We start from the raw sequence: 15,627 nt of genomic DNA, 5'->3' as shown, positions 1-15,627 counted from the left end.
TTAAAAATACTGACTACATGGTATTATAGATCAAAATCTTAATTTTTGCAAATGATTTTTATTTCCAGATGAAATTTATCTTCGTGCCTCTGATGGGAGAAGAATCTACATGTATTTTTATTCCATGAAGATCCGCTATGTATTTAACAACGCTTAATCCCAATCCAAAACCTGGAACGTCAGTTCTTTTTCTGAAAAATTCTTCGAAAAGATGGGATTTTGTCTCTTCATCCATTCCAGGTCCTTCATCGGATACCGTAATGCAATTATTTCCTATTTCGATCTTTACCCTTCTATCTGTGTACTTACATGAATTTTCGACAACGTTGAATATCATTTCTTTGAGAAGACTTTCATCGCCTTTTATATATGAATTTCCGCTGGGTAAGAACTCTATCCTATCGGGATATTGTCTTATCAGATCTTCAACGGCCTCAAATGTAATCTCATTCACATTTAGATTTTCAAAATTTACCGGCACATTTTTAACCTTCGAGATTAAAAGAAGAGTGTCTATTAATTTTGACATCTCGTCAGATTTTTGCGATATCTTTGCAAGCACATTTTTCAATTCTTCTATAGAGTTTTTCTTCATCGCAATCTGTGCATCGCTTTTTATCACAGAAATTGGAGTTTTAAGTTCATGGGCGGCAATAGATGAAAATCTTTCGATAGTCTTGACGCCGGATTCGATCCTATCGAGCGCGGAATTTATCGATTGCTCAAGAATTTCTATCTCTTTTGCTGACTTTTTTACATTTATTCTTTCGGATAGATTGTCAGTCTTTATTCTTTTGACCTGAGAAGACATCTCTTCTATTGGCTTAAGTGCCTTGCTTATTATCAAAAGGCCACCTGACATTATGATTATAAAAGCAATTATCAATCCGATTAAAAGCCAGTATGAAATCCCAAGGTTTGTAGATCTAAACTCTTCCATCTGCCTTGAGGCGACAAGATAATAATTTTCTCCGCCTTTTTCAAATGGCAAGACAAATATCCTTTGCGGATTGGATTGCTGAATGTTCTCTCCAGATCCATTTGAATCTTCGAGGGTAAGGATCTTTTCATGAATAAGAAGATATTTTTTGAAGGCATTTTTTATTAAGGTGAGATCATTTTCCTGATCCGGGGCAAAAGAAAAAATGAGATTATCTTTGGAGTCAAAGATGTAATAGGACACGTCAGAAATTCCGATGTTGTTTATAAATGCTTGAATCGATACTGAGTTATCCGGGAGATTTTTAAAATAATTTGCGGCGCGATTGGCATTTGAAATCAAATAATCGTCAAAGGTTTTGTAAGAGGTGCTAAGTTGAAGATTGTATATCAAAAATCCAATCACCAAAAAGACCGCCGAAATAGTCACTGAAAACCAGATTATCACCTTAAATCTTATGCTCTTCATGTCATCCTCTTATTCTGTAGCCTATTCCTCTGATCGTTTCTATTAGATCATCCACACCTTGCTTTTTGAATTTTTCCCTTATGTAATTGATGTAGACATCCACGACATTACTGTACATTTCAAAGCCTGTCTCCCATACATGGTCGATTATCTCTTCTCTTTCGACGATCTTTCCACGATTTATGGCAAGGTAGAGCAAGATATCGTACTCTTTTTTGCTCAACTTAACTTCTTTGTCATCCACTCGAACGATCTTCCCAAGTGTGTCGATTCTGACATTTTTAATCTCTATTGTGTTGCTCTTTGTCCACGCATTTCTTCTTATCAAGGTCCTCGATCTTGCAAGCAATTCTCCGATGTCAAACGGCTTTACAAGATAATCGTCGGCTCCCATATCGAGGCCTTTTATTTTGTCAGAGACCGCGTCTTTGGCCGTAAGCATAAGAATCGGAACTCTTAGTTTGGCCTTTCTTGCATTGAGACACACATCCCATCCACTCATTTTGGGAAGCATTATATCGAGGATGACGAGATCGTATTCTGAAGAAAAAAGCAAATCAATCGCTTTCTCTCCGTCGTGAGCCGTATCAACGATAAAGCCATTCTCAGAAAAGATTTCCTCTAAATTTTTGCAAAGTTCCAAGTTATCCTCGACTATCAAAACCTTCATATCTTAATTTTACCATCGAAGTCAAAATTCTAATTTATTTTTAATTTCCGCAGGGTATATTGAGACTGAAAAAGACAAAGGAGGTGAAAAAATGAGAAAATGGATAATTTTGATGACCATAGCGGCGGTGTTAAGTTTGGGAGTTTTCGTCTTTGCAAACGGATCAGGAACAACTGCCTCTTCAAATTCTTCAACTCAGACTGCAATATCACAAATGTCAACCTCTGTCTCGGCACCTTTGCAAGAAGATTCAATTTCAGAAGCGTCTGAAACTCCAGAGAATGCCGAAAGTCTAAATGAGCCGGCAAATGATATGGATAACGTTCAATCAGAGGTTGTACAAAACGGAGATTTCCAGGGCAATTATTGAACTCAAACGCGCACTTTCAGTGCGCGTTTTCCATTATCTCTCTTACGTAAGAAACTATAAGATTTGCAATTGGCTTTATAACCTTATCATCTGGTAAAAACATAGGATTGTGAAGTCCGTATCGCGTCTTTTCCATCGTTCCCGCCCAAAAGATAAGAGAAGGATATTCTTGAGAGAAAAATCCGAAATCTTCCCCGGTGTATTTCATTTTGCACATTTCGAGTTCAAATTCGCTTTTATCTACTGTTTTCTTGAATATCTCAAACATCCTTTCATCGACATTCACGGGCACATAAAAACTCCCTTTTTCCAAGGAAAAATTGGATCCAGTTGTTTTACAAATATCTTTCGCGATTTCATATATCTTTTCGTAAACCATACGAGATTTTTCAACGGTGTCCGTTCTTATTGTGCCCTGAAGTTGAAATTCGTCTGCAACTATATTTCTTGCCTGTCCACCGAAAGCCTTCCCAAATCCAGCGATTGCATTTTCACCGAAATCGACAGAATAAAATTTCTCAAGAAAGTTTGATGCGGCCCTTATCGCATCTATTCCATCTTTGTAGAACGCGATGTGTGCCGGCCTTCCTGTAAAGGTTAGATTTATCTCTGTCGCACTTGCAAAGATCACACCTCTATTTGTCGCAACCGTTCCGAATGGATATTCATCGGTCACGTGAGTTGCGATCGCACAAGATATTTCGTATTTATCCCTTATCTCTTCTATAACTCGGCTCGCTCCTCCGCCGCTCTCTTCTGCCGGCTGAAAGACAAAGATAAAATTTCCATTCCACTTGTAGATTGCCTTCATAACTTCGTACATGATAGCCATATGGACATCATGGCCACAGGCATGCATGTAATCGTTTTGGGAAGAAAATTTCCATCCAGTTTTCTCTTTAATGGGAAGGGCATCCATGTCTGCCCTTAAAAGTATGTACGGAGAGTTTACACGCTTTATGATCGCGATAAGGCCCGTTTGAGCGATCGGGTAAACTTCGACTCCGATCTCCTCTACCGCCTTTTTGAGTAGTTCTTGGGTCTTGTATTCCTGAAATGAAAGTTCCGGATTTTGGTGTATAAGACGCCTTAATTCAATCGAGTCCATTTTTCAATGCCTCAAGTGTTTTTTCAAACCTTTCAAGTATTTCATTCATTTCTTCATAGGAAATGTCGAGAGGCGGAAGGAATCTTACCGTGTTTCCATTCACAACATTCAAAAGTAAATCGTTTTTTAATCCTGCCGCAATTATATCTTTCGATTGAAATGGAATTTCGACACCTATCATCAATCCCACGCCTCTTACCTCTTTGACCGGCATGACACTTAGATTTCTTTTGAAATACTCTCCCTTTTCTCTTACTTCGTCTATGAATTCCGCATTCAATTTCGACAGCACAACCTTTGCCGCCGCAAGTGCGACAGGATTGGGTCCAAAGGTTGATCCATGTTCGCCCTGTGAGAACATATCCGAGTATTCATCTAAAAAGATTGTCGCAGAGAGTGGAAGTCCTCCTCCTATTGATTTTGCGACCGTTATTATATCCGGCTTTATGTTGAAATGTTCGTGCGCGTAAAACTTTCCAGTCCTTCCGAGGCCAGATTGAACTTCGTCGGCGACAAGAATGTATTTGTACTTTTCTTTCGATTCCATAACCTTCTTTGCAAATTGGTCATCGATCATCTTAAGCCCGCCACTTCCAAGCAATGTCTCGACAAAGACTGCCGAAACATCACTTCCTCTTTTTGACATATAATCTTCGAAGGCCTTTGAATCTCCAAATGGGAGAAAGTCCACATCTTCGATCAATGGAAGAAATGGTTTTGAAAGATTGTCAAAGCCAGTTATAGAAAGGGATCCTATCGTTCTTCCGTGAAAATTTCCACTAAAAGAGAGTATCTTTCCCTTTCTCTTTTTTATAGCCTTTAGAGCCGCTTCATTCGCCTCCGTTCCAGAATTTCCGTAAAATACCTTTCCGCGCCTTCCGGTCCTTTCTACGATCATTTTCGCAACCTCTATTGCATCCGGATCTGTGAAGTAATTCGAAAGATGGGTGTATCTGTCTATCTTCTCTTTCATCGCGCGTTTTATCTCTTCATTTGAATGACCAAAGGCGAGTACTCCTATTCCAGAAAAGGTGTCGATATACTTTTTCCCTTTTGAATCGTAAATGTATATACGTTCTGATCTTTCAACGGTTATTGGAAATGGTTTGTAAAGATCCACTAAATATTGATTCATATCTCTCACCTCAGAGATCAAAGGCTTTTGCGAGGTTTTCCAAAACGATTCCAGACTTTTGTGGATCGACAAGACATGAAATCTTTATCTCAGATGTTGTAACAAGGACGGGTTTAACGTGAAGAGATGAAAGAATCGAAAAGAAGCGGCCAGCCACTCCGGTGCTCGATTTCATGCCAACGCCAACTATAGAGACCTTTGTGTAATATCCATCGTTGGTTATTTTTGCTCCTTGACCTACCAATTCCTTCAAAGAATTCATCATCGATTCCTTGTGATCTTCGACGATCGTAAATGAAAGGTGCATTTTTTCTCCATCGGAGAAAAGAGATATCATATCCACGTTCACATTTAAATTGGAAAGTCTTTCAAAAATTTTCGAGATTAAAAGATCGTCGTCTGGAAGATCTGAAATGGTGATCTTTGTCTGATTTTTCTCGATCGTTGCGCCCGTAACGACGGGCTGTTCAAGCCATTCAGGCAATTTTTTTACCACGTAAGTCCCCTCCGTATCTGTAAATGAAGATGCACAATAAATCTTTACACCGTATTTCTTGGCAATTTCGACCGATCTTGAATGCAAAACCTTTGCTCCCAAAGAAGCGAGTTCTAACATGTCATCGTAAGTTATGTAAGACAGTTTTTTTGCATTAGGGTACATCTTGGGATCGCATGTGTATATCCCATCCACATCGCTGTATATTTCACAATCGCATTTCAACTTTGCGGCAAATGCAACTGCAGTCGTATCCGATCCACCACGTCCAAGCGTTGTCAAATCCTGCATCTCGTCTATGCCTTGAAAGCCTGCGATTATGAGGGCATCATGATCTTCAAATTCTTTGAAAATGACCTCATCATTTATGTCCTTTATCTTTGCCTGAGTATGATTGTTAGTTGTTTTTATCCCGATCTGAAATGCGTTGAAAGATTTTGAAGACACCCCGATCTCCTCAAGCGCTATCGAAAGAAGGGCAATGGATATTTGCTCTCCAGTTGAAAGTAGCATATCCATTTCCCGCGGATTCGGATCTTTACTCAACTCATTTGCAAGAGAAATTAGATTATCTGTCGTCTTTCCCATCGCCGATACGACGACAACGACTTTGTACCCTTGATCTATCTTCGCCTTTATCCTTTTTGCAACGTTTTTAATTCTTTGAGTATCTGCAACGGAAGATCCACCGTATTTTTGAACGATCACATTCATTTTTGGCCCCCAAGATTTCTCAAACTTTCCACAATCTGTGACTTTGACATCGTTTTTCCGTCGACAATTTTTATTATCTTTGCAGGCACTCCACCAACGACGTGGTATGGAGGTACATCCTCTATCACAACGGCACCGGCCGCCACAACGCTTCCCTTTCCGACATGAACTCCCTCCAAAATTACCGCATTTGCACCAACAAGCACGTCATCTTCTATCATAACCGGCGTTGCACTCGGTGGCTCTATCACACCGGCTATCACAGCACCTGCGCCTATATGACACCTCTGACCTATAATTGCCCTGCCGCCGATTACGGCATTCATGTCTATCATCGTTCCATTTCCTATGCTTGCGCCTATATTTACGATCGCGCCCATCATTATTACGGCACCGTCTCCTATCTCGACCATGTCCCTTATTATCGCGCCGGGCTCTATTCTTGCGTTGTACTTCAAAATGTCTGAAAGTGGAATGGCAGAATTTTTCGCGATGACTTCGAGATGGTACCCATTTATTTTCCCGCTATTTACGATTTTCATTACCTCTTCGTATTCTCCAAAGAGGATTCCAAATTTTTCATCTCCAAAAAATTCAAGACTCCCAAAGTCGATTCCGCCAAGATCGCCTTTTATAAAGGCTTTCACAGGAGTCACCTTTTTTGAATTGGATATAAGGTTTATTATCTCGTCTGTGTTCATTTTTCCACGCCTTTCATATTTTCGATTATCTCGTCAAATGCGTAAAACCGGGGTGCTTTTCCTACTATCCATTCCGCGCTTTTTAACGCCCCCATTGCGAATACTTTTCTTGACAATGCCCTGTGGGATATCTCTATTATTTCTCCTGTATTTCCAAAGATTAATCTGTGATCTCCGTAAACGCCGCCTATTCTGAGAGAATGAATTGGTACTTCTCTTCCAAGTGCATTTTTTATCATCAAGGCAGTACCGGAAGGTTTATCTTTTTTGGAAGAGTGGTGCATTTCGAAAATTTCCGTGTCCCATCCGTTCAAATAGATCGAAAATTGTGAAAGGATCTTAAGCATTAAATTTATTCCAATGGAAAAATTGTAAGATTGAACGACTGGAAAATGATTTGATGCTTTTTTAAGTTCTTCCATCTCTTCCTGTCCAAGGCCGGTTGTACCTATGACGAGAGGGATTTTGTGATCGTAACAGATCGACAGCGTTGTTTTAAGGGCTTCAGGTCTTGAAAAATCAACGATGACATCTGGAACACCTTCCATCTTCTGTCCAGAACTGTTGACCTTCAGGACAAGTTTGTGGCCGGCATCCTGAAATGTCTCGATTATCTCCTTTCCCATCTTCCCAGTGCCAACTACTCCAAAGTTCATTACGCCACCTCTGCTTTCAATATTCCGGATCTTCTCATCGTTTCTTTCAATGTATCGATGGTTTTTTCATTAGCGCTGACGAGGGGCAATCTCAATTCTCCATTACCAAATCCAATCATGGACATGGCGGCCTTTACCGGAATTGGATTTGATTCGATAAAAAGTGCTTTAAAGAAATTAAAATATTTCATGTGAATTTCTCTTGCCTTCTCTACATTTCCAGAAAAGACAAGATCGCACATCTCCTGCATTTGGCGAGGAATCACGTTTGAAGCGACAGAGACTATGCCATCTCCACCCGAGCAAAGCAAATGGAAGGCAGAGTCGTCATTTCCCGAGTATATTCTGAAATTCTCAATACTTTTGAGAGTGAGTATATCCATGTCGATCTGGTTTATGTCTGGATTTGCCTCTTTCAATCCTCTGACATTTTTACAATCAGATGCTATTTTGTAGACAGTCTCTGGAAGAATATTGACCCCAGTCCTCGATGGCACATTGTAAATTATCACGTTCATATCTGTACGCTCAGAGATGTACTTGTAATGTTCGTAAAGGCCCCTTTGGGTAGGCTTATTATAATAAGGTGTCACAACAAGGACTCCTTCTGGATCGTACTTTTCGACACGTTTTATAATCTCAACTGTCTTTTTTGTGCCATTTGTTCCCGCGCCGACTATGACTTCTACTTTGCCCTTGCAAATTTCGGTACTTTTGCTTACAAGACGGTCAACTTCATCATTTTCTACAGACGGGGATTCTCCCGTAGTTCCAAGAACGAATATCGCTCTGACGCCATTTTCGATCTGGAAATTCACCAATCTCACGTAAGTTTCCATGTCTAACTCTCCATCTTTGAATGGAGTTATGATCGCAGTTCCCACTCCTCTAAACATTCTCAACGCCTCCTCTAAGATATATGTCATTTCCATCAAATACGACCTCGAGAATTCCTCCTCTAACGATAACGGTAACTGAATCATCCCAGTTATTGATCATTCTCCCGACGTAAGCACTTGCGGTCGATCCGGTACCGCATGCCTTTGTCTCCTTTTCAACGCCTCTTTCGTAAGTTCTAACCTTTATTCTTGAATCACCTTCTACCTCTACAAAATCGATATTCGCGTCTAACTCATTTCTTAATCTTCTTCCCTCATTTTCAACATCTATCTTTTCTATGTCCTTGGAAAAGATCACGTAATGTGGTACGCCGACAGTGACGTAATATCCTTTTTTATCTATCCTTTCAACTTTCAAAGGTGGCATCTTTACCATAACGCCTTCTGGCGTTATTCTTCCCTCAACGTAGCCGGAGAATGAATTGAAGATAACCTTATCAACTATTTGTCCTGAATCGTGAAGATATTTGACAAAACTTCTCGATCCGTTACCACAAAAAGCGGCCCTTTTCCCGTCACGGTTGAAATAGTCCATAAAAAATTCGCCTTTTTTCTTCTCTACGAAGATCATCCCGTCTCGATCTTCTACCCTTTCGATGACTATCTTGCTTTTTTCTTCGTCTGTTACTTTAGAATTCGAAATGTCACAGATTATAAATGTGTTGCCTGTTGCGTTGTACCTGAAAAAATTCATTCTTCACCTCCTCTTCAAATAAAAAGGCCACATCTTTTCGATGTGGCCCGGTGGATATGGAAAAAGCACGATCAAACTTCCGCTCCACCGGGCGGTTGCTTGACGTACTTCTTGTTTTCTAACAATTTTACGTAATTCAAACCTATCACCTTGACCTTTAAAAAAATTTTACAACATAAAATAATAACCTTCGGTTTCTTAAGTGAGAATATTCAATTTCATTTGTTTTAAATTTTTTCAATTATCTTCAGGAATGCTTAACTTATCTTTGAGGTTTTTCATTATCCTTCTTGCCGTTGGAGATATGGCAATGCCCCCCTTGCCGGTTTCTCTTAAGGCTTCTGGCATACTCCTTCCAACAGCCATCATTGCGTCAACGACTTCATCGAATGGGATTACGCTCTCGACTCCGGCCATGGCGATGTCTGCAAAAAGCAGAGCAAGCGTTGCACCGGCCGCATTCCTTTTGACGCATGGTACCTCGACAAAACCACCAACGGGATCGCACACAAGTCCCATTAAAGATTTCAAAGAAAGAGCGGCGGCATGTGAAACGGCCTGAGGACTGCCTCCCATCGCATAAACGGCACCTCCTGCGGCCATGGCTGTAGCACTGCCTATCTCTGCCTGACAGCCTGCCTCTGCTCCCGAAAGAGAGGCTCTCATCGAGATGATCTTTCCTATACCTCCGGCAACAATTAGAGCAAGAACGAGTTTATCCCTTTCTATTCCACTTTCTTCAAGCGTCAAAAGCACTCCCGGCATTACGCCGCTCGATCCTGCCGTAGGGCACGCGACTATCCTTCCCATGGACGCATTACTTTCAGACATCGTGACCGCTATCGTGGCCGCCTTAAAGACATTCTCTCCAACGTATGCCTTGGGAAGGTATTCGAGCATCTTCTTCCCATTCGATCCTGTTAGACCTATTAGCGTTTTGAATTCCTTTCCCTTCTTTGATGCGTACTCTTCCTCCATTACGGACAATAATTTTGAAGTTTTCTCTATTATGTAATCATTCGAATATCCCGTATCAAGCATTTCCCAATCCATTATGACTTTGTGCAGCGTTTCTCCAGTCTTTTCGCATATATCTATAAGATCCTTCAGTGATTTCACGTTCATTTATTTTATACCTTCTTTCAAATAGGTTTTACATATGTGGCAAACCTTACGACATTTAACATTTTTAGAGATTCTAAAACGAAAGATGGAAGTTCATCATCGAGTTCGATTACCATACTCGCAATCTTCGATCCCTTGCTAAGCCTGTTGAGATTAACCTGTGCTATATTTATACCATTCGTCGAAATTATTCTAATGATGGACTCAAGTGCACCGGGGACATCTTCATTTTCTATCACAAGTGTCGGGAAATCGCCGCTTACAGAGCAAACTATTGAATCTATCGAAATAATTTTTACCCTTCCTGCTCCTATTGAAGAGCCTATCACTTCGTGGAATGAATTTGATTTTTTTATCACGATCTTGACCGTATTCGGGTGGACATCTCCGAGATCTATGCCTCTGAATTCATACTTTATTCCAAGTTCATCTGCGATTTTATCTGCTTTTGCAACGTTGGGATCATCCGTTTCCATGCCGCATATACCGGCGATCAAGGCGAGTTTGGTCCCATGACCTATATAGGTCTCTTTAAAAGATCCGTGCAGGTAAAACGAAACGCTATCGGGAGGCGTTCCGAAAAGGTTGTAGGCGAATTTGGCTATCCTCATTGCCCCGAGGGTATGAGAACTCGATGGCCCTATCATTGAAGGGCCGATTATATCGAGAATTGAAACCATCCGATCATCTCCTTCGAGGAGATCTTATCATTTCATCTTTTCATTTAAATTTCAAATTTTTCGAGAAGATTATCTTTTATCCGGGATATAGCCGAGGGCTATCATCTTTTTTGGATCGAAGGCGCTTTCTATCATTTCGGAAGGAATTCCGGCATCCAAAAGCAATTTTTTTACATCTTCATGCTTTTCTATGGCCTCTGATACGATCTTTGAGACCTTCTCATATCCGAGAATCGGAACAAAACATGTTGCCATCATGGCACTTTTTTCAAGATTTTCTCTGCACCGATCTGGATCGGCCTCAAGCGTATCTACGCACGTTCTTAATGCATGCACGGCTTGAATGAGAGAGTCAAAGGAATCGTAAAGTGAGTATTGAATCAACGGCAAGAAAGCATTTAACTCTAAATTCCCGGAAGAAACTGCCATATTCACCGCCACATCATTAGAGAGCACCTTCATAGAGAGATAAATGGCATATTCTGGAAGGACGGGATTCACTTTTCCGGCCATTATGGAACTTCCAGCCTGAACGGCCTTTAATTTTATCTCGCCTATGCCCGCGCGCGGCCCGCTCGATAACAATCTTAAATCGTTTGAGATCTTTATAAGATTCGTTGCAAGCGTCTTCAAAAGGCCGTGTACTTCAGAAAAGACGTCCGTATTTTGTGTTGACTCTATCAAATTTTCGGACCTTACAAGGCCTAATCCGGTCCTCTCGGAAAGATAACGGATGGCAACGTAGGAAAAGGTCCTTGGAGCGTTTATTCCGGTTCCAATCGCAGTTCCGCCGAGATTTACAAACCTTATCCTTTCTTCGACTTTGTAAAGTCTCCATCTGTCCCGCGCTATCGCTTCTGCGTACGCACCGAATTCCTGACCGAGAGTAATTGGGACTGCATCCTGCATCTCGGTCCTGCCGACCTTTAAGATATTGTCAAAGGCCTTTTCCTTCGACTGGAGACTTTCTTGAAGCAAAGCAACCTCATCTACAAGTTCTCTCAAAAGCCTTATTGCACCAAGTTTTATGGCCGTCGGATAAACGTCATTCGTTGATTGAGATTTGTTGACATCATCTACCGGATGGACAAGATACTGACCGAGACGGCCTCCAAGAAGTTCTGTAGATCTGTTGGCTATGATCTCGTTGATATTCATATTAAGGGCCGTCCCCGATCCACCCGAGAGCGGATCGATTACAAACCATTTAGAAAGGTCTTTCATCTCGTCGCATGATCTTTTTATGACACTGGCCACGTTGTGATCTAAAAGTCCAAGTTCTTCGTTTGCAGATGCGCACGCCCATTTGACATCTGAAAGCGCATGGATAAGATGCGGGTGAGCCTTTCTTGAAGGAGGAAAGTTCTTCATCGCACGGGAGGTAAAAGCCCCGTAATAGGCATCATCAGGTACATCTATCTCTCCGATCGCATCATATTCTTTTCGCATTTATACTCTCCCACTCCATCATAACTTCTGGAAATACCCTTAACACACGCGGAATCGCACCGTGAAGGTAAGATATTATAACACCGTAATTGACTATTGGAATTCCAATTTCCTTTGCCTGCCTTATCCTTTCCAGCATCATCCTTCTTGTTATGACACATCCTCCGCAGTGAAGGATCATTTTGTATTTCTGCACATCGTTGGGGTATTCTCTGCCGGAATGAACTTCAAAATTCAACGATTTTCCGGTGAAGTTCTCGAGCCATCTTGGAATCTTAACACGTGCTATGTCATCCGCAAGCGTCCTGTGATTGCACGCCTCTGCGATAAGTATGTAATCTCCGTCTTCGAGTTTATCTATTGCCTTTAGACCTCTTACAAGTTCTAAAAGATCTCCTTTGTGTCTTGCTTCAAGGATCGAAAATGTTGTCAGGGGTATGTCTTCAGGCACATCTGCCATGACCTTCATTATCGCTTGAGAATCAGTTACGACAAGTTTAGGCTTTGATTTCAATCCCTCGAGAGTCCATCTTAGTTCTCTCTCCTTTGTGACAATGGGAATAGCCTCCGCATCTAAGCATTCTCTTATTGCCTCTACCTGCGGGACTATAAGCCTTCCCTTTGGCGCTTCAAGATCTATCGGAACGACAAGGACAACAAAATCTCCTCCATCCACAAGATCTTCTATAAGTGGAGGCTCGTATGGCTTTGATCCAATAGAGACAATCATCTTTCTTAGATCGTCGATGGACTTTTCATCCTTTACAGAAAGGATAGAATACGGATATTTGCAAGATTTTACATATTCCACAAGAGATTCATTTATTCCGAGATCTGATTTGGAAAGCACTATCACGAAAGGTATTTCTCGCTTTTTTAAATCTTTTACAACTTCTTCTTCGTATTCACTCCAACGGCCATTTCCCTCGACAACTACACAGACAATGTCCGCTTTGTAAATCGTCGATAAAGTCTTTGAAACCCTTAGTTTTCCTATCGTGTCCTCGTCGTCAAGACCTGCCGTGTCTATCAAAGTGATTGGACCCATCGGAAGTAATTCCATTGATTTGTAGACCGGATCCGTCGTTGTACCGGGATGATCCGATACAATGGCTATATTAGAACCTATAAAAGCGTTGAAAAGAGAGGACTTCCCAGCATTTCTTCTTCCAACGAAAATAAGATGCGGCCTGTAAGATTCCGGTGTTCTCATTTACGCCTCCTCGATGTCAGAAAAACTCTTTCATCTCAGACATGTGAATTATAACACAAATATCAGCCAACACCCAAAATCGAGAAAATAAATTCAAATTATCTTTCTTTTTACAAAAGGTGATGTTGCGAATCTGAATATGATCTTTGATGTGGTTAACCACATTATGTGAGCATCATTTTTTGTATTTTTTAGGATCCTTGGTATGAAGAATTTGGCTACTATCTCCGGTTTGTCCCCGAGAATATTGAAAATCTTCTTGAAAGATTCGCTAATGCCTTTACTCTCTGGTTGTTTTAGGATGAAATCGGTTGCCATCATTCCAGGAGATAATCTGCCAACTTTGACAGATGTCTTTGAAAGTTCCTTTGCTAAACCCCTTGTGAAGTAAGTCAAAGCATGTTTAGAGGTGCCATATAAAATTGTCTTAGAAACTATCATATTGTTTGATCCAAGACCTTCCATATTCCAGATCTGACCTTTATCCTGTTTTAGCATGTTCTTAGACGCGATCTGAGATCCATAAATCATGCCCTTTATGTTAGTGTCAATCACTGATTCAACGTATTCTGAATTTATATTGTAAATGAAATCTTCTGGGTAATTTACTCCCGCGTTGTTTATCCATATATCTACACTGCCCCATTTTTTAACAGACTCATTCCATAAATTTTCGACATCTGCTTTGTTTTTTACATCACAACGGACGTAAAGGGATTGATCCTTGTATTGATCCATTAAAGATAAAAGATTTTCATTGGGTTTTTCTCCTCTTCCAGAAAATGTTACATTACATCCCGCATTTAAAAACTCTTTACCCATGAAAAAACCTAATCCTCTTGTACTTCCCGTTATGACAACGTTCTTCATAAATCACCTCCATCGTCGTACTAATTATATACTTAACCAAGTGACTTTACCCATGTATATTATTGAAAAATTAGTGCTAAAATAAAAATAGCGATGATTCTGAAGAATTGTCGAAATATAAAGAAAAGAAGGTGACGTTTCCGAAAATTCGGAAAAAAACCATGGATGATGGCATACTTGGAATATTGAAATTTGCACTTTCGAGAGAAATAGAGGGGATGAAATTCTACCAAGAAAAAGTAAAATCCGTCAAAGATCCTGAGGTAAAAGAAGTTCTTCGGCAACTTTCAGAGATGGAAAATGATCACGTGAATTACGTGAGAAAGTTGATAGAAAACGTTGAAAAAGGAAGATCTGTATCGGAGGTTAAAGCACCAGATCAAAATCCTGAATTTTTCAAGAAACGTGAAACAAAAGAAATAGTTGGTGGTAAGATAGATGAGATCGCATCTCAACTTTCAATATTAAGAATGGCTTATCTTATAGAGGATGATTTCATGCATTTTTATGGAGATTCTGCCGAAAAGATAGAAGACATCGATGCCAAAAATGTTTTTAAAATGTTAAGTTCATGGGAAAAAGCACATAGAGACATACTCTACAGTCTTTATGAAGAAAAAAATAAAGAATACTGGGATGAAATGGGATTCACGCCATTGTTCTAAATTGTAGAAAACAAATCAAAAATCATCAATTGCGCCCATTAAAAGTGAGCCATTTATTTGCAGGCGATGAATTTGTAATTAAATTTTCAGTATGCCTCATAAATTCAACGAATATCCGTTCTTTTTGAGCCAATCCGCATGTTTTTTGTAATCTGGCATTAGCATTTTTACCTTTACCCAAAAATTTTTTCCGTGATTTCTTTCTTCAAGATGTGCAAGTTCATGCACAATAACGTAATCTATAACAGAAACAGGAGCCATTATGAGTTTCCATGAAAAGTTTAAATTTCCATTTAAAGAGCAAGATCCCCACCTTTTTTGTGCATAGGTAATATTTACTTTTTTGTATTTTAAATTGCTTTTTTTAGCATACCAATTGACTCTTTCAGATATTTTTATAAAAGCCTCTTTTTTATACCAATCAATAAAAACCTCTTTTGCTTTATCTAAATAATCTCTTGAAAGATAAAAGCCATTTTCAAATTTGAGAGGAATCTTTTGATTATCCACTATGTAAAGTTTATAGTACTTTCCAAGATACAAAAATCCTTCCCCATTCACAAATTCCTTTTTTAAAACTTTAGGATCTCTTGCCTCTATTTCTTTTTTCTTGTTATCAATCCACTTTGAATGTTTTTTAATAACATCAAAAATCTTTTTTTCATCCATACCAAAAGGCGCCCTTACTATAAGGGCGACATTATCTGTAATCTGGAGTTCTATTGTCTTTCTTTTTGATCGAATTATTTTCTCAATTCTTATTTCTGACATGAG

At 39.9% G+C, this 15,627-nt stretch carries 17 protein-coding genes; 2 read left to right on the top strand and 15 right to left on the bottom strand.

Annotated features, from left to right (window positions below; translation table 11 throughout):
- Positions 1 to 58: 58 nt before the first annotated feature.
- A complete protein-coding gene (locus ATHSA_RS07545; protein WP_161848496.1) occupies positions 59 to 1,408 on the bottom strand; it encodes a sensor histidine kinase in 1,350 nt (449 codons plus the stop codon).
- Between the two features lies 1 nt (position 1,409).
- Entirely contained in the window at positions 1,410 to 2,078 is a 669-nt protein-coding gene (locus ATHSA_RS07540) for a response regulator transcription factor (RefSeq protein WP_161848495.1), read from the bottom strand.
- Between the two features lie 91 nt (positions 2,079 to 2,169).
- On the opposite strand from ATHSA_RS07540, the gene ATHSA_RS07535 reads away from it, so the two are divergent.
- A complete protein-coding gene (locus ATHSA_RS07535; protein ID WP_161848494.1) occupies positions 2,170 to 2,448 on the top strand; it encodes a hypothetical protein in 279 nt (92 codons plus the stop codon).
- Between the two features lie 16 nt (positions 2,449 to 2,464).
- Here the strand turns inward: ATHSA_RS07535 and ATHSA_RS07530 are convergent, their stop codons facing one another.
- From ATHSA_RS07530 to ATHSA_RS07475, 12 genes are all read right to left on the bottom strand, one after another.
- Positions 2,465 to 3,556: a M20 family metallopeptidase gene (locus tag ATHSA_RS07530; RefSeq protein ID WP_161848493.1), complete on the bottom strand. Its 1,092-nt coding sequence runs from the start codon at positions 3,554 to 3,556 to the stop codon at positions 2,465 to 2,467.
- Positions 3,543 to 4,691, bottom strand: coding sequence for an aspartate aminotransferase family protein (locus tag ATHSA_RS07525; protein ID WP_161848492.1), 1,149 nt, complete (start codon positions 4,689 to 4,691; stop codon positions 3,543 to 3,545). The genes ATHSA_RS07530 and ATHSA_RS07525 overlap by 14 nt, the downstream gene beginning before the upstream one ends.
- Before the next feature lie 10 nt (positions 4,692 to 4,701).
- Positions 4,702 to 5,901, bottom strand: a complete 1,200-nt coding sequence (locus ATHSA_RS07520; protein WP_161848491.1) for an aspartate kinase — start codon at positions 5,899 to 5,901, stop codon at positions 4,702 to 4,704.
- Positions 5,898 to 6,602 carry a 2,3,4,5-tetrahydropyridine-2,6-dicarboxylate N-acetyltransferase gene (dapD, locus tag ATHSA_RS07515; protein WP_161848490.1) on the bottom strand — a complete coding sequence of 235 codons (705 nt, stop codon included), beginning with the start codon at positions 6,600 to 6,602 and terminating at the stop codon, positions 5,898 to 5,900. The genes ATHSA_RS07520 and dapD overlap by 4 nt, the downstream gene beginning before the upstream one ends.
- Positions 6,599 to 7,258, bottom strand: coding sequence for a 4-hydroxy-tetrahydrodipicolinate reductase (locus ATHSA_RS07510; protein ID WP_161848489.1), 660 nt, complete (start codon positions 7,256 to 7,258; stop codon positions 6,599 to 6,601). Before ATHSA_RS07510 ends, dapD begins: the two co-directional genes overlap by 4 nt.
- Entirely contained in the window at positions 7,258 to 8,154 is an 897-nt protein-coding gene (gene dapA / locus ATHSA_RS07505) for a 4-hydroxy-tetrahydrodipicolinate synthase (RefSeq protein ID WP_161848488.1), read from the bottom strand. Before dapA ends, ATHSA_RS07510 begins: the two co-directional genes overlap by 1 nt.
- Positions 8,147 to 8,851, bottom strand: coding sequence for a diaminopimelate epimerase (dapF, locus tag ATHSA_RS07500; RefSeq protein ID WP_161848487.1), 705 nt, complete (start codon positions 8,849 to 8,851; stop codon positions 8,147 to 8,149). The genes dapA and dapF overlap by 8 nt, the downstream gene beginning before the upstream one ends.
- 237 nt (positions 8,852 to 9,088) lie before the next feature.
- Positions 9,089 to 9,976, bottom strand: a complete 888-nt coding sequence (sdaAA, locus tag ATHSA_RS07495; RefSeq protein ID WP_161848486.1) for an L-serine ammonia-lyase, iron-sulfur-dependent, subunit alpha — start codon at positions 9,974 to 9,976, stop codon at positions 9,089 to 9,091.
- 17 nt (positions 9,977 to 9,993) lie between these two features.
- Complete coding sequence (gene sdaAB, locus ATHSA_RS07490; RefSeq protein ID WP_161848485.1) at positions 9,994 to 10,656, bottom strand: L-serine ammonia-lyase, iron-sulfur-dependent subunit beta; 663 nt, start codon at positions 10,654 to 10,656, stop codon at positions 9,994 to 9,996.
- Positions 10,657 to 10,725: 69 nt separating this feature from the next.
- The gene (locus ATHSA_RS07485) at positions 10,726 to 12,105 is read right to left on the bottom strand and encodes an aspartate ammonia-lyase (protein ID WP_161848484.1); all 1,380 of its coding nucleotides are present in this window, start codon (positions 12,103 to 12,105) and stop codon (positions 10,726 to 10,728) included.
- A complete protein-coding gene (gene hydF, locus ATHSA_RS07480; protein WP_161848483.1) occupies positions 12,089 to 13,318 on the bottom strand; it encodes a [FeFe] hydrogenase H-cluster maturation GTPase HydF in 1,230 nt (409 codons plus the stop codon). Before hydF ends, ATHSA_RS07485 begins: the two co-directional genes overlap by 17 nt.
- A gap of 93 nt (positions 13,319 to 13,411) precedes the next feature.
- A complete protein-coding gene (locus ATHSA_RS07475; RefSeq protein ID WP_161848482.1) occupies positions 13,412 to 14,188 on the bottom strand; it encodes an SDR family NAD(P)-dependent oxidoreductase in 777 nt (258 codons plus the stop codon).
- Positions 14,189 to 14,349: 161 nt separating this feature from the next.
- On the opposite strand from ATHSA_RS07475, the gene ATHSA_RS07470 reads away from it, so the two are divergent.
- Entirely contained in the window at positions 14,350 to 14,853 is a 504-nt protein-coding gene (locus ATHSA_RS07470) for a ferritin family protein (RefSeq protein WP_161848481.1), read from the top strand.
- Positions 14,854 to 14,949: 96 nt separating this feature from the next.
- On the opposite strand, the gene ATHSA_RS07465 is transcribed toward ATHSA_RS07470, so the two are convergent.
- Positions 14,950 to 15,624 (bottom strand): M48 family metallopeptidase, encoded by a 675-nt coding sequence (locus ATHSA_RS07465; RefSeq protein WP_161848480.1) that lies wholly within the window; start codon positions 15,622 to 15,624, stop codon positions 14,950 to 14,952.
- Positions 15,625 to 15,627: the final 3 nt, after the last annotated feature.

Origin of the sequence: Athalassotoga saccharophila (assembly GCF_009936215.1) — a bacterium.
Lineage (GTDB): Bacteria > Thermotogota > Thermotogae > Mesoaciditogales > Mesoaciditogaceae > Athalassotoga > Athalassotoga saccharophila.
The sequence above is the reverse complement of the archived record's forward strand: the minus strand, read 5'-3'. Positions and strand labels throughout refer to the sequence as shown.